Annotated in this window: 18 protein-coding genes; 7 read left to right on the top strand and 11 right to left on the bottom strand. The window is 73.7% G+C overall.

What is annotated here, in order from left to right:
- Positions 1-144: 144 nt before the first annotated feature.
- Complete coding sequence (locus AB0A69_RS03450) at positions 145-1,443, top strand: MFS transporter (protein WP_361414795.1); 1,299 nt, start codon at positions 145-147, stop codon at positions 1,441-1,443.
- A gap of 24 nt (positions 1,444-1,467) precedes the next feature.
- Here the strand turns inward: AB0A69_RS03450 and AB0A69_RS03445 are convergent, their stop codons facing one another.
- From AB0A69_RS03445 to AB0A69_RS03420, 6 genes are all read right to left on the bottom strand, one after another.
- Entirely contained in the window at positions 1,468-1,770 is a 303-nt protein-coding gene (locus tag AB0A69_RS03445; RefSeq protein ID WP_361414793.1) for a hypothetical protein, read from the bottom strand.
- A gap of 150 nt (positions 1,771-1,920) precedes the next feature.
- Positions 1,921-2,916, bottom strand: coding sequence for a TerC/Alx family metal homeostasis membrane protein (locus AB0A69_RS03440; RefSeq protein WP_361414791.1), 996 nt, complete (start codon positions 2,914-2,916; stop codon positions 1,921-1,923).
- Positions 2,917-3,161: 245 nt separating this feature from the next.
- The gene (locus AB0A69_RS03435) at positions 3,162-5,006 is read right to left on the bottom strand and encodes a TerD family protein (protein WP_361414789.1); all 1,845 of its coding nucleotides are present in this window, start codon (positions 5,004-5,006) and stop codon (positions 3,162-3,164) included.
- Positions 5,007-5,137: 131 nt separating this feature from the next.
- Complete coding sequence (locus tag AB0A69_RS03430; RefSeq protein WP_361414787.1) at positions 5,138-5,716, bottom strand: TerD family protein; 579 nt, start codon at positions 5,714-5,716, stop codon at positions 5,138-5,140.
- A 193-nt stretch (positions 5,717-5,909) separates the two neighbouring features.
- Entirely contained in the window at positions 5,910-8,060 is a 2,151-nt protein-coding gene (gene uvrB / locus AB0A69_RS03425) for an excinuclease ABC subunit UvrB (protein WP_361414785.1), read from the bottom strand.
- Positions 8,061-8,108: 48 nt separating this feature from the next.
- A complete protein-coding gene (locus AB0A69_RS03420; RefSeq protein ID WP_361415201.1) occupies positions 8,109-9,062 on the bottom strand; it encodes an MHYT domain-containing protein in 954 nt (317 codons plus the stop codon).
- Positions 9,063-9,417: 355 nt separating this feature from the next.
- Between AB0A69_RS03420 and AB0A69_RS03415 the strand changes: the two genes are divergently transcribed.
- The 3 genes from AB0A69_RS03415 to AB0A69_RS03405 are packed head-to-tail and all read left to right on the top strand — an operon-like array spanning position 9,418 to position 12,635.
- On the top strand, positions 9,418-10,686 hold the full coding sequence (locus AB0A69_RS03415; RefSeq protein WP_361414783.1) for an MFS transporter: 1,269 nt from the start codon (positions 9,418-9,420) through the stop codon (positions 10,684-10,686).
- Between the two features lie 57 nt (positions 10,687-10,743).
- Entirely contained in the window at positions 10,744-11,745 is a 1,002-nt protein-coding gene (locus AB0A69_RS03410) for a pseudouridine-5'-phosphate glycosidase (RefSeq protein WP_361414781.1), read from the top strand.
- A complete protein-coding gene (locus AB0A69_RS03405; protein WP_361414779.1) occupies positions 11,742-12,635 on the top strand; it encodes a PfkB family carbohydrate kinase in 894 nt (297 codons plus the stop codon). Before AB0A69_RS03410 ends, AB0A69_RS03405 begins: the two co-directional genes overlap by 4 nt.
- An 11-nt stretch (positions 12,636-12,646) precedes the next feature.
- Here the strand turns inward: AB0A69_RS03405 and AB0A69_RS03400 are convergent, their stop codons facing one another.
- Entirely contained in the window at positions 12,647-13,294 is a 648-nt protein-coding gene (locus AB0A69_RS03400) for a uridine kinase (protein ID WP_361414777.1), read from the bottom strand.
- Between the two features lie 218 nt (positions 13,295-13,512).
- On the opposite strand from AB0A69_RS03400, the gene AB0A69_RS03395 reads away from it, so the two are divergent.
- Entirely contained in the window at positions 13,513-13,959 is a 447-nt protein-coding gene (locus AB0A69_RS03395; RefSeq protein WP_361414775.1) for a hypothetical protein, read from the top strand.
- Between the two features lie 11 nt (positions 13,960-13,970).
- The gene (locus AB0A69_RS03390; RefSeq protein ID WP_361414773.1) at positions 13,971-14,633 is read left to right on the top strand and encodes a DUF2293 domain-containing protein; all 663 of its coding nucleotides are present in this window, start codon (positions 13,971-13,973) and stop codon (positions 14,631-14,633) included.
- A 31-nt stretch (positions 14,634-14,664) separates the two neighbouring features.
- Here AB0A69_RS03390 and AB0A69_RS03385 read toward each other — a convergent pair whose 3' ends face one another.
- Positions 14,665-15,441, bottom strand: a complete 777-nt coding sequence (locus tag AB0A69_RS03385; RefSeq protein ID WP_361414771.1) for a chaplin — start codon at positions 15,439-15,441, stop codon at positions 14,665-14,667.
- A gap of 369 nt (positions 15,442-15,810) precedes the next feature.
- Here AB0A69_RS03385 and AB0A69_RS03380 point away from each other — a divergent pair, with 369 nt between their 5' ends.
- A complete protein-coding gene (locus AB0A69_RS03380; RefSeq protein WP_361414769.1) occupies positions 15,811-17,418 on the top strand; it encodes a translation initiation factor 2 in 1,608 nt (535 codons plus the stop codon).
- Here AB0A69_RS03380 and AB0A69_RS03375 read toward each other — a convergent pair.
- From AB0A69_RS03375 to AB0A69_RS03365, 3 genes are read right to left on the bottom strand one after another with little or no spacing between them, the layout of a single operon-like run.
- Positions 17,390-19,579, bottom strand: coding sequence for a tetratricopeptide repeat protein (locus tag AB0A69_RS03375; protein WP_361414767.1), 2,190 nt, complete (start codon positions 19,577-19,579; stop codon positions 17,390-17,392). The two genes, AB0A69_RS03380 and AB0A69_RS03375, sit on opposite strands and share 29 nt — an antisense overlap.
- Positions 19,580-19,595: 16 nt before the next feature.
- Entirely contained in the window at positions 19,596-20,036 is a 441-nt protein-coding gene (locus tag AB0A69_RS03370) for a hypothetical protein (protein ID WP_361414765.1), read from the bottom strand.
- Between the two features lie 48 nt (positions 20,037-20,084).
- Complete coding sequence (locus AB0A69_RS03365; RefSeq protein ID WP_361414763.1) at positions 20,085-21,377, bottom strand: SWIM zinc finger family protein; 1,293 nt, start codon at positions 21,375-21,377, stop codon at positions 20,085-20,087.
- Positions 21,378-21,429: the final 52 nt, after the last annotated feature.

The raw sequence follows: 21,429 nt of genomic DNA, 5'->3' as shown, positions 1-21,429 counted from the left end.
GTGTGCTTCCACGCGCCCCGTGACGGGCCGTAACCCTGGTCTGCGCGGGGTGGTTGGCGCGGCATGCGCCAGAGTCACACCACACCCACTCCGCCCGCAGACCCGTCAACGGACCCGTCGACGGACCCCTCCACGCAGCCCTCCATGAGACGGCTCGCCGTCGCCGCCCTCGCCGGGACGGCGGTCGAGTTCTACGACTTCTTCGTCTACGGGACCGCCGCCGCGCTCGTCCTGGGGCCGCTGTTCTTCCCCACCTTCTCGCCGGTGGCCGGGACGCTGGCGGCGTTCGGCACGTTCGCGATCGGTTTCCTCTCCCGCCCGCTCGGTTCTGTGCTGTTCGGACACATCGGTGACCGTTACGGGCGGCGGCCGGTGATGCTCGGCTCCCTGCTGCTGACGGGCGCGGCGACGGTCGCCGTCGGCTGCGTACCGTCGTACGCGACGCTCGGCGTGGCCGCTCCCGTCCTGCTGCTCGTGCTGCGGTTCCTGCAGGGGCTCGGGCTCGGCGGGGAGTGGGGCGGGGCGGTGCTGCTGACGGTGGAGCACGCGCCGGAGCGGCAGCGGGGGCTGTGGGCGAGCTTTCCGCAGGTGGGACCCGCGGTGGGGTTCCTGCTGGCGAACGGGGTGATCCTCGGGCTGTCGGCCGGGCTGAGCGACGCCCAGTTCCGGGAGTGGGGCTGGCGGGTGCCGTTCTGGGCGGCCGGGGTGCTGGCGGCCGGCGGGCTGCTGCTGCGCAGGTCGCTGCGGGAGACGCCGCAGTTCGAGGAGCTGGCCGCGACGGGGGCGCGGGCGAACGCCCCTCTGGTGGAGGTGGCGCGCGGGCACTGGCGGCTGGTGCTGCTGACGGCCGGGGCTCTCGCGGTCGGGTACGCCGTCTTCTACGCGGTCTCCACCTGGGCGCTGGCGTACGGCACGGAGCGGCTCGGCGTGAGCCGTACGGTGATGCTGGTCTGCATCATGGCGGCGGTGGCCGTCAAGGGCGTGGCGACGCCGTTCGCCGCGATGCTGGGGGACCGCTTCGGGCGGCGGCCGATGTGCCTGGCGGGCTGCGCGGCGTCGGCGCTGTGGATGTTCCCGATGGTGGGGCTGCTCCACACCGCCCAGCCGTTGCTGATGTTCGTGGGGTTCACGGGGGCGCTGCTGGCCTTCATCACGACGTTCGCCGTGGTGGCGGCGTACCTGCCGGAGCTGTACGAGCCGAGGGTGCGGTGCACCGGTGCGGCGGTCGGCTACAACCTGGCGGGGGTGGTGGGCGGTGCGCTCACGCCGATCGTGGCGACGGCCGCGGCGGGTGGCGCCGCCGGGCCGCCATGGGGTGTGGCGGCGTACTTGACCGGCATCGCGCTGCTGAGCTTCGGCTGCTTCGCGCTGCTGCCGGAGACACGCCCCAGGCCGGTGGTGGGGCCGGCCGGGGACCCGGTCGGGAAGTCGGCGGCGGCGTAACGGGCCGGCCGGCGCGGAGCTCGGTCAGCGCAGGTCCTGCTCGTCGAGCAGGTCGCAGTCGGTGAAGCGGGGCGGGCGGGTGCACAGCTCGGCGAGCCTCTGTGCCAGCTGGGTGGTGTCCGGGTCGTCGTTGCTGCGCAGGGCTTCGTCGTACGAGGAGAAGCCGACGACCGCGAGGTAGCGGTTCGGGTTGTCCCGGTCACGCAGCAGGAGGCGGCTGACCGGGCCGTAGCTCTTGTCGGCCAGTGCCGCGCGGCGCTCCTCGAGCAGCGCCTCCAGGTCGTCGATGCGCTCGGTCTCGAAGTCGATGATCTGCGTGAACTTCATGGCTCTCTCCACGGCGGGGCGGCCCCCGGGGCGGGTCCGTTCACCGTCCAGACAAGCACCGGCCGGTCGGGTCGCCATGCGAGCCCGTACCGGCCGGCTGAGCCTGTGCCCTGTGTCTCCTTCGGCCGTGCGCGTGCGCGTGCCGGGTCGTCAGGCCTCGACGCTGTCCTTGTCCTCGGCGGCCGCCTCGCGCTCCTCGCGCTCGGCCTGCTTCTTCGAGGCGATCAGGCTGGTGATCGTGGTGATGACCAGCACGCCGCAGATGACGGCCAGCGAGACCGGGATCGAGATCTCCGGGACGTGCACCCCCGACTCGTGCATGGCGTGGAGCACCAGCTTCACGCCGATGAAGCCGAGGATCACCGACAGGCCGTAGCTGAGGTGGACCAGCTTCTTCAGCAGGCCGCCGATGAGGAAGTACAGCTGCCGCAGACCCATCAGGGCGAACGCGTTGGCCGTGAAGACGATGTACGGGTCCTGGGTCAGGCCGAAGATCGCGGGGATGGAGTCCAGCGCGAACAGCACGTCCGTGGTGCCGATGGCGAGCATGACCACCATCAGCGGGGTCAGGACGCGCTTGCCGTTGTTGCGGATGAAGAGCTTGGTGCCGTGGTACCGGTCGGCGACGCCGAAGCGGTTCTCGATGGACTTCAGGAGGCGGTTCTCCTCGAACTCCTCCTCCGGCTCGTCGGCCCGCGCCTCCTGGATGAGCTTCCAGGCGGTGTAGATCAGGAACGCGCCGAAGATGTAGAAGACCCACGAGAAGCTGGCGATGATCGCGGCGCCGGCGGCGATGAATATCGCGCGCAGCACCAGGGCGATCAGTACACCGATGAGCAGCACGCGCTGCTGGAGGTGGGACGGCACCGAGAACTTCGCCATGATCAGGACGAAGACGAAGAGGTTGTCGACGCTGAGCGACTTCTCGGTGATGTAACCGGCGAAGAACTCGCCGGACGCCTGGGTCTCGCCGAAGAACAGCAGGCCCAGACCGAACAGCGCGGCGAGGACGATCCAGACGACCGTCCAGATACCGGCTTCCTTGACCGACACGTCGTGCGGCTTGCGCCCGATGAAGAAGTCGGCCGCGATCAGGATGGACAGACCGAGAACGGTCGCCACCCACAGGTTCATTGAAACGTCCACTGCGCCTCCGGCGTCGTACGGCTACTGATCAGCGTCGTCGCTGCCGGAGGTCTCTTCCACCCGAGGCTCCGCCGGTTCTCACCGCCGGACGAGACACGGGCCGGCGCCCCGGGACCGGTCGTGATCCGACCGTCCGTACTGACGGGAACGCCGCAGGTGGGAGTACTCCCCTCCGCGCAAAGAACAGTACCGCAAACACCAAAGAAAGGTAAAGGGGAAAGTAAAGGAAGCTCCAAGTGCGCAGGTCAGGGGCGCCTGTTGGGGCGAGCGCCGGCGACCTGGGAGAGGACCTGGCGCAGGATCCCGCTCCCCGCCGGGACCAGAGGCGGCTCGTACGTCCACGCATGGCCCACCCACGGGTCGGCGAGATGGTCGTCCGGGACGGGCGTGATCCGCAGCAGCGAGCGCCACAGGGGGTCGAGCACCGGGCCGTACGCCCGGGCGTCCTCGCGGTCCGCGACCATCAGCAGGTGCACGCCGACGGCCGGCCCCTCGTCGGCGAGGTAGCGCAGCCGCGTGACGGCCCGGTCGTCGAAGCCGTGCGGGAAGTCGTTGACGATCAGCAGCTGCTCGGCGGTGTCCAGGTCGGGCGGGAGGGCGTCGGCCGCCCCGCCGCGGACGGCCATCTGCACCAGGTCCACGCGGTCGGTGAGCCGGCCGAGCAGGTCGGCCACTCCCCCGGCGCCGGACGCCGGCGGACCGGCCAGTACGCCGGATTCGGTGAGCGGGGCGAGGGAGGCCGCCGCCGAGCCCGCCGGGTCGACGACGTGAACGGTGCACTCCCCCGCCGGGTGCACCGCGACCATCCGCGCCGCGAGTGACACCGCCGTGTCCATGGCGAGCCGGCGCAGTGCGCCGTCGTCCAGGCCGGCCTCCTCGGTGGCCCCCGAGCGGCCGCTGTCCACCCACAGGCCCCGCGCCAGCGGCAGCCGTACGAGCATGGGGATGCGCAGCTCCGGGCTCTCCGGGAGGTGGAGGTCGCCGAGGCGGAGGGCCATCGGGGCCTCGGCGGGGACGCGATAGGCGTGCCAGACGGGGTTGTCCCAGCCGGCGAACGCGGGCGGGAGGGCGGGCTCGACCACCGCCGCCTCGGCGGCGAGCTGTGCGAGGTCGCGGTCGAGCGCCTCGCGGGCCCGTGCGGTCAGCTCGTCGTGCTTGGCGCGGGCGGCGGCCCGTACCGCGTCTCCGCCGGATCCGATACGGCTGCGCGGGTCGGACAGGACGCGGTCGAGCTCCTGGTCCATGCGGGACTCCGCGAAGTCGACCGCGCTGCGGTAGGCGGCGGTGGTGCGGGCCAGGTCCTCGAACATGCCCCAGACCTGGTTGTAGAGCCGCTCCTCCAGGGTCCAGCCCGAGGCGTCACCGGCGACCGGCGGCGCGGGCTGCTGCTGCGTGGCGGCCGGGGCCGGGGCGGCCGGCTGGGACTCCGCCCGGCGGCGGGGGTGCGTGTAGTCGATGGGGCCCGCCGCCGGGGGCGCGTCCCGGCGGGCCCGGTCGCCTTCGGCGGTACGCGGCGGCGGCGCGGCCACCGCCCGGCTCATGCCCTTGGCGATGGCCTGCCGGATGGCTTCCGCCAGGTCGTCGGCCTTGTCGAGCCCCTGGTCGGCGAGCATCTCCGCGAGGCCGCCCGCGTACCCCTGGCCGACGGCGCGGACCTTCCACGCGCCCTGGCGGCGGTAGAGCTCCAGGGCGACGACGGCGGACTCGCGGTCGAGGCCGGTGAGGGTGTAGTCGGCGATGCCCGTGCCGTCGACGGTCGTGACCGACACGAAGGGCGCGGCGACGGCGCCGAACCGGTCCGGGCCGCCGAGGCCGAGGGGCAGCGCGAGCAGCACCGCGACCCGGTGGACGGAGGGCGGCAGCGCGTCGAGGTCGACGGCGAGCCGGTGGTCGGCGGCCGCCTGGCGGGAGACCTCCACGCCGGGCAGGGCGGGCGCTCCGGGGTGGACGACCCACTCGACGCCGGGGACACGGCCGTCCTCGTCGCCGAGCGTGGCACCGGCCATGACCGGTTCGCCCGCCGACACCCGGATCTCGAGTCGGGCGTGGGGCAGCGGATGGTTCTGTCCCCGGACCAGTTCGGCCGTCATGCGCCTGTTCCCCCTCGCTGCTGTGACAGCTCGAACGCTGCGGCAGCTCCCGGGGCGGCCTGGTGCCTCCGGGAGCTGCGGATGGACGCGGTGCTCGTCGCCGCGGTGTGTGCGGCGACGAGGTCGTGGACTTACAGGTGCGGCAGGATCGCCGGCATGAGGTCCTGGAACGTACGGCCGTTGGCCGAGCTGCCCAGCGCCGTCATCTGCCAGCCGGAGCCGGCCCGGTGCACCTTGGCCATGATCTGCGCGGTGTACTGGCCGCCGCCGTCGAGCGTGTAGCGGGCGAGCTCCTGGCCGTTCGTCTCGTCGACGATGCGGCAGAAGGCGTTCTGCACTTCCTGGAACGTCTGGCCGGTGAAGGAGTTCACCGTGAAGACGATCTGGTCGATGTGGACCGGTACCCGCGCGAGGTCGACGAGGATCGCCTCGTCGTCGCCGCCCTGGCCGGCGCCGCCCACCAGGTTGTCGCCGGTGTGGCGTACGGAGCCGTCGTCGCTGACCAGGTGGCGGAAGAAGACCACGTCGATGGGCGTCTTGTCGGCGAAGAGCACGGCGGAGGCGTCCAGGTCGATCTCCCGGGTGCGCGAACCGAACAGGCCGCGGCGCGGCGCGGCCTGCCAGCCGAGCCCCATCCGCACGGCGGTCAGGGTGCCTCCGTCGCTCTTCTGCAGGTTGATGGCCTGCCCCTTGGTCATGTTGACCGTCACCGCTGTCCCCTCTCGTTGCGTTCCCCCGCGACCGTCTTCGAGTGCGGTTGCCCAGCACCCTACGCAGGAGGGCCGGGGCGGCAGCAGGCGCGTCCGGCATTTGTGGCGGTGTTGCAACACAGCCGGCCCGGCACGGGGCGGACCGGCCGTCGCTGCGGGAGCGTCAGGCGACGCCCGGTCAGGCGCTGTCCGGTCAGGCGATGCCCGCCTCCTTCATCTGCCGGAGCTCCTTCTTCAGCTCGCTCACCTCGTCGCGCAGGCGCGCGGCCACCTCGAACTGCAGCTCCGCGGCCGCAGCCCGCATCCGGTCGGTCATCTCCTCGATGATGCCCGCCAGTTCGGCCGCGGGGCGGTCGCTGACCAGCGCGCCCTTGGAGGCGGCCTTGCCCGCCTTGCCGCCCTTGCCGGCCGTGGCCGCCGTGGCGCTACCGAGGGAGGGCACCGGCGCCTTGGCGCCCTTGCCGTCCTTGGACTTGCGGTAGCCGGTGCCGAGCAGCTGCTCGGTGTCGACCTCCTCGCGCGCGATGGTGGCCACGATGTCGTTGATCTTCTTGCGCAGCGGCTGCGGGTCGATGCCGTGGGCCTTGTTGTACGCGACCTGCTTCTCGCGGCGCCGGTTGGTCTCGTCGATGGCCTGGGCCATGGCGGGTGTGACCGTGTCCGCGTACATGTGGACCTGGCCGGAGACGTTGCGCGCGGCACGGCCGATGGTCTGGATCAGCGAGGTGCCGGAGCGCAGGAAGCCCTGCTTGTCGGCGTCCAGGATGGCCACCAGGGACACCTCGGGCAGGTCGAGGCCCTCGCGGAGCAGGTTGATGCCGACCAGGACGTCGTAGTCACCGGCGCGCAGTTCGCGCAGGAGCTCGATGCGGCGCAGGGTGTCGACGTCGCTGTGCAGGTAGCGGACCTGGATGCCCAGTTCCAGGAAGTAGTCGGTGAGGTCCTCGGCCATCTTCTTGGTGAGCGTGGTGACCAGGACGCGCTCGTCGCGCTCGGTGCGCAGCCGGATCTCGTGCACCAGGTCGTCGATCTGGCCCTCGGTGGGCTTGACGACGACCTCGGGGTCGACGAGGCCGGTGGGGCGGATGATCTGCTCGACGAAGCCGTCCGAGCGGGACAGCTCGTACTGTCCCGGCGTCGCCGACAGGTAGACGGTCTGGCCGATCCGCTCCTGGAACTCCTCCCACTTCAGCGGCCGGTTGTCGAGCGCGGACGGCAGCCGGAAGCCGTGGTCGACCAGCGTCCGCTTGCGCGAGGCGTCGCCCTCGTACATGGCGCCGATCTGCGGGACGGTGACGTGGGACTCGTCGATGACGAGGAGGAAGTCCTCGGGGAAGTAGTCGAGGAGGGTGTTCGGCGGGGAGCCGGGCTCGCGGTCGTCGAAGTGCATCGAGTAGTTCTCGATGCCGGAGCAGGAGCCGATCTGGCGCATCATCTCGATGTCGTACGTGGTGCGCATGCGCAGCCGCTGCGCCTCCAGCAGCTTGCCCTGCTTCTCCAGCTCGGCCAGGCGCTCCTCCAGCTCGCGCTCGATGCCGTTGACCGCCTTCTCCATGCGCTCCGGGCCCGCGACATAGTGGCTGGCCGGGAAGACGTAGAGCTCGCGGTCGTCGCTGATGACCTCGCCGGTGAGCGGGTGCAGCGTGGACAGCGCCTCGATCTCGTCGCCGAACATCTCGATGCGGACGGCGAGCTCCTCGTAGACCGGGAAGATCTCGATGGTGTCGCCGCGGACCCGGAAGGTGCCGCGGGTGAAGGCGAGGTCGTTGCGCGTGTACTGGATGTCGACGAACCGGCGCAGCAGCTGGTCGCGGTCGATCTCCTCGCCGACCTTGAGCGGGACCATCCGGTCCACGTACTCCTGCGGCGTGCCGAGGCCGTAGATGCAGGAGACGGAGGCGACCACGACGACGTCGCGCCGGGTGAGCAGCGAGTTGGTGGCGGAGTGGCGCAGCCGCTCGACCTCCTCGTTGATGGAGGAGTCCTTCTCGATGTAGGTGTCCGACTGGGGGACGTACGCCTCGGGCTGGTAGTAGTCGTAGTACGAGACGAAGTACTCCACGGCGTTGTTCGGCAGCAGCTCGCGGAACTCGTTGGCCAGCTGCGCGGCCAGCGTCTTGTTCGGCGCCATCACCAGGGTGGGGCGCTGGAGCTTTTCGATCATCCAGGCGGTCGTCGCCGACTTGCCGGTGCCGGTCGCGCCGAGCAGGACGACGTCCTTCTCGCCCGCCTGGATACGGCGGGCCAGGTCGGCGATGGCCGCGGGCTGGTCGCCGCTGGGCTGGTAGGGGCTGACGACCTCGAAGGGCGCCACCGAACGTTCGATCTTGGAAACGGGCCGCATGCAACCACCGTACGACTCACCACTGACAGCCGGGGGTCGTCGTGGGGATCAGCGGGGGCGGGAGCGCTCGCGGCGGCGGGGCGGACGGACCGCCGACCAGTTGGCCGGCTCCCCGTAGGCGTGGCTCCCCTGGCCGTCGTGGCTCCCATAGCTCCGGCGGTCCTCGTGGGCCTGGCGGGTCTGGCGGGCCTGACGGGCCTCCTCGCCGTGGAGCCGGGCCGGGGCACCGTACCGGTGCGGCGGGCGGAAGACGGGCCGCCGCCCGCCGGTCTCGCCCAGCACCAGCAGCGGGTCGAAGAGCACCACGACCCCGGCGAGCAGCAGGAACGCCGCCGGACCGATCAGGATGGGGGCGAGGAGGGCGGTGGTGTCCTCGGTGCCCGGCACCTGGCCGTCGCCGTGCAGATGGACGTTGACGGCGGCCATGCCCGTGTAGTGCATGCCGGTGACCGCGACGCCCATGACCAGGCTGGCGCCCAGGGTGGCCAGGAAGCCGCGGACCGATACGGCCGCCCAGAGCGCGGACGTGGCCGCCACCACCGCGATCACCACCGAGAGGGCGACCGTGAGGGTGTCGTACTCGATCCGGCCCTGCAGCCGCATCCCGGCCATGCCGAGGTAGTGCATGGTGGCGATGCCGAGCCCGGTGATGGTGCCGCCGGTGACGAGGGCCATCGCGGTCGCGCCGCGGTAGCCGACGAGGAAGATGCCGACGCCGACCATGGCGATCGCGACGGCGAGACTGGCGAAGGTGATGAGCCGGTCGTAGCCGATCGGCGACTCCTGGACGCTGAAGCCCATCATCGCGATGAAGTGCATGGTCCAGATGCCGGATCCGATGGACGTGGCGCCGAGGGCCAGCCAGCCGAGCCGGAACCGTCCCCCGTCGCGCAGCGACCTGGTGGTGCAGCGCAGTCCGAGCGCGCCGCCGAGGCACGCCATCAGATAGGCGGCCACGGGCGTGACCAGTCCGTAGCTGAATCCGTCGACCGTGCCCTGCATACTCGGCATACCCGTAAGCCCTTCGCCCCTTGTGCCCCGCCGCCTGCCAAGCCTCGTACGTGGTCTGTCGTCGTGGTGCTGTCGTGCTGGTCGTGCCATGTGTACCCGCTGGTAGGGGTGTGAGGCTATGGCCGGAGACGTACCAAACAAAGATTCACACCGCGCCCACGAGCCGGGTGGCGCCGTCAGTGGCGGGTCGTACGGTGGTCGGCATGAGGGCATCCCCGCACGCGCGGCCCGGGCGACCGGGCGGACGGGGTGTGGCGACCGCCACCGCCCTACGGATCTGGCCGAAGCGTGTAAGGGGTGACAGACTTCCGCGGTGACTACACCCTCCGGTATACCCGAAGTTCCCGTGCCGGTGCCCCACTCCGCTTCCGCGCCGGTCGCGGTGGCCGATCTGCTCTCCCTGCGGCGGCGCACCACGGCCATCCTCATCGTCAGCCAGATCCTGGGCGGGCTGGGGGTGGCGATCGGCATCGCGCTCGCCTCCGTACTGGCACAGCAGGTGAGCGGGACGGAGGCGCTGTCCGGGCTCGCCCCCACGGCGATGGTGGCCGGGACGGCGCTGCTGTCCATGCCGCTGGCGGCGCTGATGACCGCGCGCGGGCGGCGGCCCGGGCTGGTCGTGGCGTACGTGCTCGGGGCGGTCGGCGCGGGTGTGGTGGTGCTCGCGGCGGTCGTCGGGAGCTTTCCGCTGCTGCTCGTGGGCATGGCGGGGTTCGGCGCCGGGTCGTCGGCGAACCTCCAGGCCCGTTTCGCGGCCGCGGACCTGGCCGAGCCGGAGCGGCGCGCGCGGGCCATCTCCACGGTCGTGTGGGCCACCACCATCGGCGCGGTGCTGGGCCCGAACATCGCCGCGCCGGCGGGGCGGAGCGTCGCCGGAATGGGCATCCCTGCGGCGGCGGGGCCGTTCCTGTGGGCGGCCGGGGTCTTCCTGGTCTCGGCGGTGATGGTCGCCGCGCTGCTGCGGCCGGACCCGCTGCTGACCGCACGGGCGCTGGCGGCCGGCTCCGCTGAGGACACGGCACCGGAGGGCCGCTCCCTGAAGGCGGGCCTCCGCGCGGTGCGGGAGTCCCCGCGCGCCCGGCTGGCGCTGGTGACGGTGGCGGCCTCGCACACCGCGATGGTCTCGATCATGTCGATGACCCCCGTGGCGCTCAGCCACCACGGCGCCGGCATCCAGCTGATCGGGCTCGTCATCAGCGGCCACATCGCCGGCATGTACGCGTTCTCGCCCGTGATGGGGTGGCTGTCGGACAAGCTCGGCAGGCTGTCGGTCATCGGTCTGGCGGTCGGGCTGCTGTCCTGCGCGGCCTTGCTGGCCGGTACGGCGGGGGCCAGTCACGGCCGTACGGCCGCCGGGCTCTTCGTGCTGGGTCTGGGCTGGTCCGCGGGCCTGGTCTCCGGCTCGGCCCTGCTGACGGACTCCGTGCCGCAGGCGGCGCGCGCCGCCGTCCAGGGCCTGTCGGACCTGACGATGAACACGTCGGCGGGCATCGGGGGCGCGGCGGCCGGCCTGATCGTCGCCCAGGCCGGCTACGGCTGGCTGAACGCGGCCGGCGCGTGCCTGCTGCTGCCGCTCGCCGTGCTGGCGCTGCGCTCACCGAAGCGTTCCGGGTGACCTGAGCGCCGCGGGGCGCAGGTTTGCGGGGCCCGCCGTCGCGCCAGGGATGGGGACATGCCAGAGACCACAGTGGTGTTGTCCGAAGAGGTACGGGAGGCGCTGGCGGCTCACCGGCCCGTCGTGGCCCTCGAGTCGACGATCATCGCCCACGGGCTGCCCCGCCCGCGCAACCTCGCCGTGGCGCGGGAGCTGGAGGCGCTCGTACGGGAGGGTGGTGCCGTGCCGGCCACCATCGCCGTCCTGGACGGTGTGGCCCGCATCGGGCTGGACAAGAGCGGGCTGGAGCGGCTGGCCGGCGATCCCGGCGTACGCAAGCTGGGGCACCGGGATCTGGCGCCCGCCCTGGCGACGGGGGCGAGCGGGGCGACGACCGTGTCGGCGACGGCGTTCCTTGCCGCGCGGGCGGGCATCCGGGTCTTCGCGACCGGCGGGCTCGGCGGCGTACACCGGGAGTGGACGCACACGCAGGACGAGTCGGCGGACCTGCGCCTGCTGGCGCGGACGCGGATCACGGTGGTGTGCGCGGGGGTCAAGTCCATCCTGGACGTCCCGGCGACGCTCCAGCGGCTGGAGACGCTGGGCGTGGGCATCCTCGGGTACGGAACCGAGTACTTCCCCGGCTTCTATCTGACGTCCTCCGGGGAACCGGTCGACTGGACGGTGCGGTCGCCACAGGAGGTGGCGGCGGTGATGCGGGCGCAGGACGCCCTCGCCGAGCCGGGGACCGGAACCGGCACCGGAACCGGGGCCGGGACCGGGACCGGGACCGGGACCGCGCTGATCGTCGCCCATCCGGTGCCAGAGGCGGAGCAACTGGACCCGGAGCTGCACGACCGGGTGCTGGCGGAGGCCCTGGACGCGTGCCGGGAGCGAGGGATCACCGGGCAGGCGGTGACACCGTTCCTCCTGGAGTACCTCATGCGGCACACCGGCGGCGCGTCCCTGGAGGCCAACATCGCGGCGGTACGCGGCAACGTGCGGCTCGCGGCGCGCATCGCGGAGGCGGCGGCGACGACCACGGCGCCGGCCGCGGCTGCGGCGGAACCCCTGCGATGAGCGGCGCGCTGCTCGTGGTCGGTGACGTGGTCACCGACGTCGTGGCCCGGCACCGTACGCCGCCGGCGCGGGGAACCGACACGGCGGCGGAGATCCGCACGCTGCCCGGCGGCGCCGGTGGGAACGTCGCGTGCTGGGCGGCGCGTTCGGGCTGGCCGGACGTGCGGATCCTGGCGCGGGTGGGAACGGACCGGGCCTCCTGGCACGAGGATCGGCTGCGGGCGGCCGGGGTGCGGCCCCTGCTCGTACGGGACGGGGAGGCGCCGACCGCGACGGTCGTGGCGCTGGTCGACGCGACCGCGGAGCGGACGTTCCTCACGGACGGCGGGGCGGCGCTGCGGCTGGACCGTGGCGACTGGTCGCCAGCCCTGTTGGAGGGTGTGTCACACGTACATCTGTCCGGGTACCTCTTCTTCGCGGGACCCAGCCGGGAGGCTGCGTCCCTGGCCCTGGCGGCGGCGCGGGAGCGGGGCGTACCGGTGAGCGTGGACCCGGCGTCGGCGGGGTTCCTCGCGAGGTTCGGCGTGGCCCGGTTCCTGGCGGCGGTGGAGGGCGCGGACGTGCTGCTGCCCAACGCCGACGAGGCCGCGCTGCTGACGGGACTGCCCGACCCGTCGGACGCCGCGGTCAAGCTCAGCCACGGCTTCCCGCTGGTCGCCGTGACGCTCGGTGCGGCGGGCGCGCTGGTGGCGGCGTCCGGCCGCGTCGTCGCCCGCGCGTCGGCACCACCGGCGCGGGCGCTCGACTCGACGGGCGCCGGCGACGCCTTCACGGGTGCCTTCCTGGCCGCCCGCCTCTCCGGCGCGTCCCCGGCCGGTGCGGCGTCGGCCGGTTGCCGCGCGGGGGCCGAGGCGGTGGCGGTGCTGGGCGGCCGGCCGGCGGGTCGGTGAGGGCCGCCCGGCTACTGCGCGTCCCGTCCTCGGACGCCGGTCCACGCCGGGTGGCGCAGGTCGTCCGCGCGCACGAGGACGTCCGCCGCCTCCGCCGGGCCGACCTCGGCCTCGTAACGGTCGAAGGCGGGCAGGGTCCACGCCTCGGCCGTGCGCCGGGCGAGGGCGCCCCGCGACAGGCGCAGGTGCACCGTCAGGTCGAAGGGGAACCAGTGCCCGAGCAGGAACGGGCCGTGCAGCACCAGCACACCACCGGGCGGGAGCCGGGTGTACGGGCTGCGCGTGGCGCGGTCCGCCACCGGGTCCCACAGGTCCGGCAGGACGCGCCCGCTGCCGCCCGGCTCCAGCGGCGTGAAGACCTCGCGCCACAGCGCGCTCGTGTCGAACCAACCGCTGTAGTACGAGTCGGGATCCTCCTTCCCGTACTCGTACCGCAGCGACGCCGGGCGCAGGAAGCCCTCCGTCCCGACCACCGCCACCGCCCGGCCGCGCAGCCGCAGCGCCTCGGCCAGCAGCGCGGCCGGCTCCTCGGGCCGGGCGGCGGGCGGCCCGTCGACGCCGACCTTGAGCCAGGGCCCTCCGTCGCCGGGCCGGAGCCCGTCCACGTGCGCGGCGAGGCGGTCGGCCAGCCGTTCCCAGGTGATCGGTTCGAGTCTCACGCCCCCCATGTTCCCCGAGGCCGCGACCCGCACAGCATGTCGGTGCCCCCTGCACCGCATACCCGCCCCGGTGCAGGGGGCGTCGGCCTGAACTCCGCACCGTGGAACTCGCCTTCGCGCACTTCGGGCCCCGCTCCCGACCGGTGCGGCTCGGCGCACGGTCGTAATAGGGTGCGGAACGACCGCGTACGGAGCGGGGGCCCGAGGGGGAGGCAGCGATGGAGACGGCGCTGATCGCGGTGATCGGCACGCTGCTCGGCGCGGTGGTCACGCACTTCTTCCAGGGGCGGGCGGCGCAGCGCACGGCCGCGCTCGCCCGCGCGGAACAGCTCCGTCAGGAGCGGATCGCGACGTACAGCGCGTTCGCCGACGCGGTGGTGGAGTACCGGCGGGCGCAGAACGCGCGCTGGTACCGCAGGAACGGCTCGCACGCGGAGAGCACCCGCCTGGAGTCGTACGACCGGCGGGCCACCGCCCGACAGGCCCTGGTGCGCGTGCAGTTGGTGTGCGACGACCCCGCGATCGTACGGCTGGCGGAGGAGACCTTCGAGGTGACGAACTGCATGCACGAGGCGAGGGACGAGGCGGACCGGGACCGGCGCTCGCAGCAGGCGGTCGAGGCGTTGACCGCGTTCATCGAGGCGGCGGCGCCGAGCGTGCGCTGAGCGGCGCCGACATGTCCGTACCGGCCCCGATCGTGGTGATCGAGCCGCTGCGCCGACGCCGCCACTGCGCGGAGTGCCGCAGCGGCCCGCTGGACCGGCTGGTCCTGGAGTTCCACGCGCCGCTCTGCCTGGACTGCGCCGACCTCGGCCACCTGGTCTACCTGCCGCGCGGCGACGCGGCGCTCACCCGCCGCGCCCGCGAGGCGAGCGGACTGTGGGCCGTGGTCGTGCGCCACAACCGGCGCCGTACCCGATACGAGCGCCAGGGCATCCTCGTGGAGGAGACGGCCCTGGCGCGGGCCGAGGCCGCCTGCCTCGCCGACGCCGAGGCGCGCGCCCGCCGCAGGGCGAGGGACGCGGAACGGCGGGCGGCCGAGGACGAGCGGTTCACGGCCGCCTTGGCCTCCGAGATCCTGCGCCTGTTCCCGGGGTGTCCCCCGGAGCGGGCCGCCGGCATCGCGGCGCACGCCTCGCTGCGCGGCAGCGGGCGCGTCGGGCGTACGGCGGCGGGCCGGGCCCTGGACGAGGGCGCGGTGACCGCGGCGGTGCGGGCGTCGGTGCGGCACCTCGACACGGAGTACGACACGCTGCTGATGCGCGGTGTCCCCCGCCACCAGGCCCGTACCCGCCTGGCACCGGCCATCGACGCGGTCCTGGAGTCCTGGCGGCGGTGAGACCTACGCGTCGGCGCCGGCCTGAGCGGGCTCAGACGCCTTCGTGCGTCGCGGGGCCGCGGAAGCGGCGGTAGAGGACGGCGCCGCCGAGCAGCAGCCCCATGGCCGCACCGCCGAGGGCGAGCAGGTCACCGTCGGCACCGGTCTCGGCCAGCGGCGTCGTGCTGGTCTCCAGTGCGGGGCGGGTGTCGGGCGCCGGAGCGGGCCCCGCTGCGGACGGCTCCTCCGGCTTCGACGCACCCGGCTTCGGCGGCTGGGACGGCTCGTCGCCCTTCGGCGGCGCCGGCGGGGTGACAGGGGTCTTGCCGCCGCCGTTGCTGGACGCGTTGCCGAAGACGGGGTTGAGGACACCGACGAAGTTGACGGAGTTGCCGCTGATGTTGACCGGCAGGTCGACGGGCAGCTGGATGCCGTTGCCCGTGATCACCCCGGGAGACCCCTTGATGACGCCTTCGGCGGACGCACCGCCGCCGTTCGCGCTGCCCTTGCCGCTGCTGTCGCCGCTTCCGCTGCCGCTGCCGCCGTGCGGGGTGGTCGCCTGGTCCTTGTGGGCGGACTTGCCGCCGCTCTTGTTCGCGCACGTGTTGCCGGCCGCGGGGTTGAGGAGGCCGACCACGTTGATGGTGTTGCCGCAGACATTGACCGGGACGTCCACCGGCAGCTGCACGCTGTTGCCGGAGACCAGCCCCGGCGAGTCGGCCGTAACGCCGGCCGCCTCGGAGTCGGCGTACGCATAACCCGCCGCCATAGCGAGCGCGCCGCCGGTGACCACCAGGGTGGCCAGACCATTTCGGCGAGTGTGCCTCATGGCTTCCTGCCTTCCGGAGACTTTCACGGGCACCCGCCCGCACCGGAATTAACGCCTTACAGACAAGGCGGGTTATGTCGCATCTGTCATTCACCCCATCGAGTGGCGGCTTAATCGAACCCTCACAGGTCCTCTACGGATCGCACCCCTGGGCGCGGCGTGGGCGCGCGATCCGGGGAGTCACTGGGCCGGTTGGCGCACTCACGTACGATCGCCGGCATGCCGACGACGGGTGCACCGGAGCCAGTTGAACGGAACGGCATAGGTACGAAATCGGCACAGAGTAGGATGAACAATCACATAGCGGGCAGCGGGCAGCGGGCAGCGGGCAGCGGGCCGGGGGCCAGGGGCCAGGAGGGGTCGAGGACCGTGCTGTTCGCCGTACGGTCGGCGACCGCGCTGCATCGGCTGCTTGACGTGATGCCCGTCTTCCACGGGGACCACCGGATCCACCGGCGCTTCGTCCTCGTACCCGGGTCGGACTTCGGGGTGGGCGCGCTCGCCGCGCTGGAGCAGGCGGGGGCGCGGACGGTCGCGTGGGACGAGGCCGTCGCATCGCGGTACGACCTGGTGGTGGCGGCGAGCCCGAAGGGGCGGCTGGAGCTGCTGGACGGGCCGCTCGTGCTGATGCCGCACGGCGCCGGTTTCAACAAGGCGGTGGAGGAAGGCGGTTCGGCGGACTCCGCATCCGGCCTCGACCCGTCGTACCTGATGCGGGACGGACGGCCGCTGGCCGCGGTACACGCGCTCGCGCACGGCCGGCAGATCGAGCGGATCGCCGCCGCGTGCCCCCGGGCGGCCCGGCGCGGTGTGGTCGTGGGTGATCCCACGCTCGACCGGATCCTCACGTCCACGGGGCTCCGTGACCGGTACCGGGCGGCGCTCGGGACCGGGGCGCGGCGGCTGGTGGTCGTGGCGTCGACGTGGGGTCCCGAGTCGCTGATACGCCGACGGCCCGGCCTCGCCGCCGAGCTCGTCGGCGCCCTCCCGTACGACGGCTGGCAGGTGGCGGTCGTCGTACACCCCAACGAGTTCAGCGAGGTCGGGGCGTACGACCTGCGGCTGACACTGGGGCCCGCCCTCGACGCGGGGGCGGTGCTGGCGCGGCCGTACGAGGAGTGGGGCGCGCTGCTCGTGGCGTCCGACGTCGTGGTCACCGACCACGGGTCGGCGGCGCTGTACGCGGCCGCTCTCGACCGGCCGGTCGTCGGGGCGTACGACGGGGGACGTGAGCTCATCGAGGGAAGCCCGATGGCGCGGCTGCTGGGCGCGGTGCCCGCTTTCGGGGGTGCCCGGGAGCTCGACAGGGTGGTGCGGGAGCATCGCGCGGGCGGCGTACGGGCGTACACGCGGGGCGCGTTCGCCTGCGAGGGCGAGTCGCTGGAGCGGCTGCGGGCCGAGGTGTACCGGCTGCTCGGGCTCGATCCGCCGGGTTACCCGGCCGAGCCGCGGCCGCTTCCCGTGCCCACCGGCTGGGGGCCGGCCCCGGGCGGGCCCGGGGCCGTACCGGCGGCCTTCGCCGTACGGGCGGCGGTGGACGGGCGGACGGTGGACGTCGAGCGGTATCCCGCCGCGGCCGAGGCGGATGTGGACGTGGACCATCTCGCCGCCGAGGACGACCTGGCGGGCGTACGGCAGCGGCAGAGCGCCGCGCTGCTCTACCGACGCGCCGAACCGGCCGACGGGGCGGCCGCCTGGGCCGCGCGGACCCTGGCGGCGTTCCCCGGGTGCCGTACCGCCGCCGTCGTGCGGTCCCCGGAGCGTTTCGTCGTACGGAGGCGGGACGGCGAGGTGTACGACGTGGCCGCCGAGCGCCGGCACCGTGCCGATCCGGCCGCCCTGCTCAGCGGCGTCCACGCGTGGCTGGAACGGGGTGCCCGGCCCGGTGGCGGTGGCGGTGGTCTTGGTGGCAGCGGTGAGGTGTGGTGCGTCGTGGGTGGTCGGCGGGTCAGTCTGCGGCTGTCGCCGCGGCCCTGATCGCCCGGGCCTCCTCCCGATGGCGCTGCGCCGCCGGCCGGTCGCCGGTGTCGTCGGCGAGGGCGGCCAGGGCGGTGAGGATCGTGGCCTGTTCCCGGGTGGCGGCGCGCTCGCGGGCGCCGGACAGGGCGGATGCGTAGAGCGGGCGCGCCTCGTCGGTGCGGCCGAGGGCGTGCAGCGTCCGGCCCAGCTCGAAGGCGGTGCGGGCCATCATCCGGGGGCGCTCGGGGGGCGCGGCGGCCATGCGGTGCGCCTGCTCGGCGAGGCGCACAGCCGCGCCGAGGTCACCGGTTTCGCGGGCGGTCTGGGCGAGGAGGTAGGTCTGGAGCATGACCCCGTAGTCGTTGCCGATCTCCTGGTGGATGCGGCGCGCCGTCTCGAAGTCGGGCGCCGCCGCCCGCCAGTCGCCCCGTACGGTGCGGAGTTTTCCCCGGAACTCGGACGCCGACGCCCGCAGCTTGCGGTGGAGCGTGCTGTCGCCGAGGCCGGCCGCCGCGTCGACCGCCGCCTCCACCTCGGCCTCCGCCTCGTCGAAACGCTCCTGCTCCCACAGGGGCCGGGCCAGCTGGCAGCGCATCCGGATGAGCGCGGGGACGTTCCCGGCGCGGCGGGCGGCGTCGCGCCCGGCGGTGAAGGCGTCGGTCACGTCGGCGTAGTGCTGGTGGTCGAGGAAGTGGGTCCACAGGGGCTCGCACAGGGCCCAGGCCTCGTCGTCCATACCGTGCCGGTACGCCGACCGGACGGCCGCGAAGAGGGCGTGCCTGCGCGCCTCCAGCCAGCGCAGCGCGTCGCCCCTCTCGGTTCCCCAGTCCACGTCCGGTACGTCCCCGGGGAGCGGGGGCACAGGTGCGGCGAGGGTCAGCCTGGCGCCCGCCCAGAGCGCGTCCGCGCGTTGTGCCTGGCGCAGGTACCAGCGGATGATCCGGGTGCGGCCGGCGGCGGCCTCGGTGCCGTCCGGGTCGTCGCGCCGGGCGCTGCGGTGCGCGTGGTCGCGCAGCAGGTCGTGCAGGCGGTACAGGCCACCCCGGCCCAGCGGGAGGAGGGCGGAGACCTCCAGCTCGTCGAGCGCGTCCTCGGCGGCGTCCGGCCCGGTGCCCAGGAGGGCGGCGACGGCGTCGGGGGCGACGTACGGGCCGGGGTGCACGGCGAGGAGGCGGTAGAGGCGGGCGGACTCGGGGCTCAGTTCCCGGTACGCCGTGTTCCACACCGCTTCCACCTCCGGTACGCCGTTGTCCCGCCAGGTGTCGGCGAGTTGGGTGACGAGCCGGCCGAGGGGGCGGCGGCGGTGGCGGCGCAGCCACTCGGCGGCGACCTCCAGGGCGGCGGGCAGTCCTGCGCAGGCCCGGGCCAGTTCGGCGACGGCGGTCGCCTCGGCCGACAGCCGCGGGTCGTCGGCGGCGATGCGGCGCAGCAGCTGCTGGGCGTGGTGCGCGTCGAGCGGGCCGAGCGGGAGGTCGAGGTCGGCGCCGCCCCGGATGTCGTAGAGGCGGCGCCTGCCGATCGCGATCACGGTGCTGTGCGGCGACGCGGGCAGCAGCTGGTCGACCTCCGTCCCGTAGCGGACGTTGTCGAGGACGAGGACGAGGGGCCTGTGCTCGGTGCTCGCCCAGTACTGGCGACGGCGCCCGGCGAGGGTGCGCTCGATCCAGCCCGGATGGACGCCGAGCGAGCGCAGCAGGTCGGCGAGGGCCTCGGCGATGTCGGCGCCGCCGTCGGTGCGGTGGTCGTCGAGGTCGATGTAGCGGATGGCGCGCTCGTCGGAGGCCTGCTCACCGGAGGTGAGCTCGCCGGATGCCCGCTCGTGGGAGGCCTGCTCACCGGAGGTGTGCTCGCCGGTGTGCCGGTCGACGAGTTTGCGGGCGAGGAGTACGCCGAGGGTGGTCTTGCCGACGCCGTGCAGGCCGCTGAGGGCGGCGACGAACGGGCGGCCGTCCCGCGGCCGGTCCGTGAGCGCGGCACTCAGCAGTCGCCGCTGCTCGGCGTCACGGTTCTCGAAGTGGCGGGGGCGCGGAGGTAATTGGTGGGCCGTGAGCTCCGGGGGCGGTGGGGTCACGTGGTGGTGGTCGTGGCGGTGCTGGTGCAGCTCGCCGATGCGGCCCGCCTGTACGACCGTGTCCACCCGTGCGCTGCCGCCCACGCTGTTCCGTGTCTCGTCGCTCACGGCCCAACTGTAGGGGTCAGGCGCCCGGTGCGCCGTAGTTCCTTACGATGACGCCGGCCTGGATCACGCTGCCGTGGTTGACCCCGTCGTTCATCGTGTTGTGCGTCGTGATGGTCGTCGGGGCCGGGTTCCTGGGCATCATTTCGTCCAAGAGGTCGCGGAGTTCGGCCGCCGCCTCCGGGTCCGCCTGGAGGGTGCGGCGCATGCGGGCCCGCCACTCGGTGCGCGCTTCGGCCTGGGCGTCGGCCGTCGTACGCTCGTCGCCCGTCTCCTCGGCGGCGAGCAGTTCCGCCCGGACCGTGTCCAGCTCGTCCTCGATCACCGCCGGGTCCGTGCCCGCGCGGCGGGCGAAGAACGCGACGATCCGGCCTTTGACCTGCTCCCAGCCGTCGCCCACCATCTGCTGGACGAGCGCGGTCGCCCCCGCCGTCGCCAGCGTCATCAACTCGGCTTCCACCCGGCTCCCTTCGTGGTCGTTTCCCCGTATCCGACGGCAGCCTACCCATCAGCGCCCGAGCAGATCGGCGAGTACGCCGACGGGGTCCGCGTCGGGAGTGCCGCGTGGCCACCAGTCCTCGCGGTCCGGGTCGGACTCGTAGCCGTACCAGAGGCCGTCGCGGCCGTAGCGCAGCTGGAGGGAGCGGCTCGACAGGCGGTTGCGCCAGGGGCGGAAGTGCGGGAAGTCGGCGGCGATCAGGGCGGGGCGCGCCCGGTCGAAGGGGCCTGCGGGCGGGTCCCAGGCCTCCTCCAGGACGGCGAGGCCGGCCGGGCCGCCCTGACGCCAGGCGGCGACCGCACGGGCCAGGTCGGCGGGGGTGCGGTCCAGTGCGGCGGCGAGGTCGCGGTACAGGGCGCGGGTTGCGGCCGTCAGGCCCGAGCCGGGGTGCGCGGCGGCGAGGCGCACGGCGTCCTGCCAGGGCGTGAGCGCGGCCACCGGGTCCCGGCCCGTCGTCAGGAACGCGTGCGCGCGGGCGGCCGCCTCGGTGGCGAGCAGCTCCAGCGCCAAGGGGTCGGGCCCGTCCGGGTCCTCCGGGTACGCGGGCGGGCGACCGGGGTGCTCCAGGACGGGCAACGGCGGCGGCAGGGCGAGCGCGCCGCCCGCGGCACCGGTGCCGGGCAGGGGCGCCAGCGCCTCGCGCGCCGGGACCGTCGGCATCCGCGGAGGCGCCGCGCTGGTCTCGGCGGCGGAGCGGGTGGCGTTGCGGTGGCTGAGTGCCGCGAGGATCTCCTGTTCGCCGCGGCCCCGCATCAGGAACAGCACGAACGGGTCCTCGTCGAGGAGCCGCGCCGCCTGGTAGCACAGGGCGGCCGTGTGTTTGCAGGGGTATCCGTGGTCGGGGCAGGAGCAGTCGGGGATCAGGTCCCCGCTGCCGGGCAGCAGGTCGGCGACGGCGGCCAGCGCGTGCGGCACGTCCTTGTCCAGCAGGGCCGCGATGTGGTCCGGCCGGGCCGCGGCCAGGTCCAGGAAGCGTTCCCAGTCGTCGTCGCGGAGGACCCGCAGGCGGATCTCCGCGCGGTACGGGCGCGGCCTGCTGCCGTGGACGTACGCGACGACCCGGCCCGGCGTCACGGTGATGGCGTCCACGTGGCCCCCGGCCGCGTAGGCCCGCCCACGGGCGAGGCGTGCCGGGTCCAGGGCGGTGTCCTCCAGGGCCCGCACCCAGGCGTTGCCCCACCAGGTGGCGGCGAACCGCCCCTCGGCGTCCTGGGCCGGGGCGAGCTGCGGGAACGTACGGCGGTGGTCGTCGTGCAGCGGTGCGCGGCGGGCGGCGCCCGGACGCGTACGGTGCGGGCTCATGACGGCCTCCTCATGGCAGCAGCCTCCTCATGACGACCTTCATGACGGCCTC

This window comes from Streptomyces sp. NPDC045431 (genome assembly GCF_040646655.1).
GTDB lineage: Bacteria > Actinomycetota > Actinomycetes > Streptomycetales > Streptomycetaceae > Streptomyces.
Note: the sequence above shows the minus strand (reverse complement) of the source record. Positions and strands in the feature narration are given on the sequence as shown.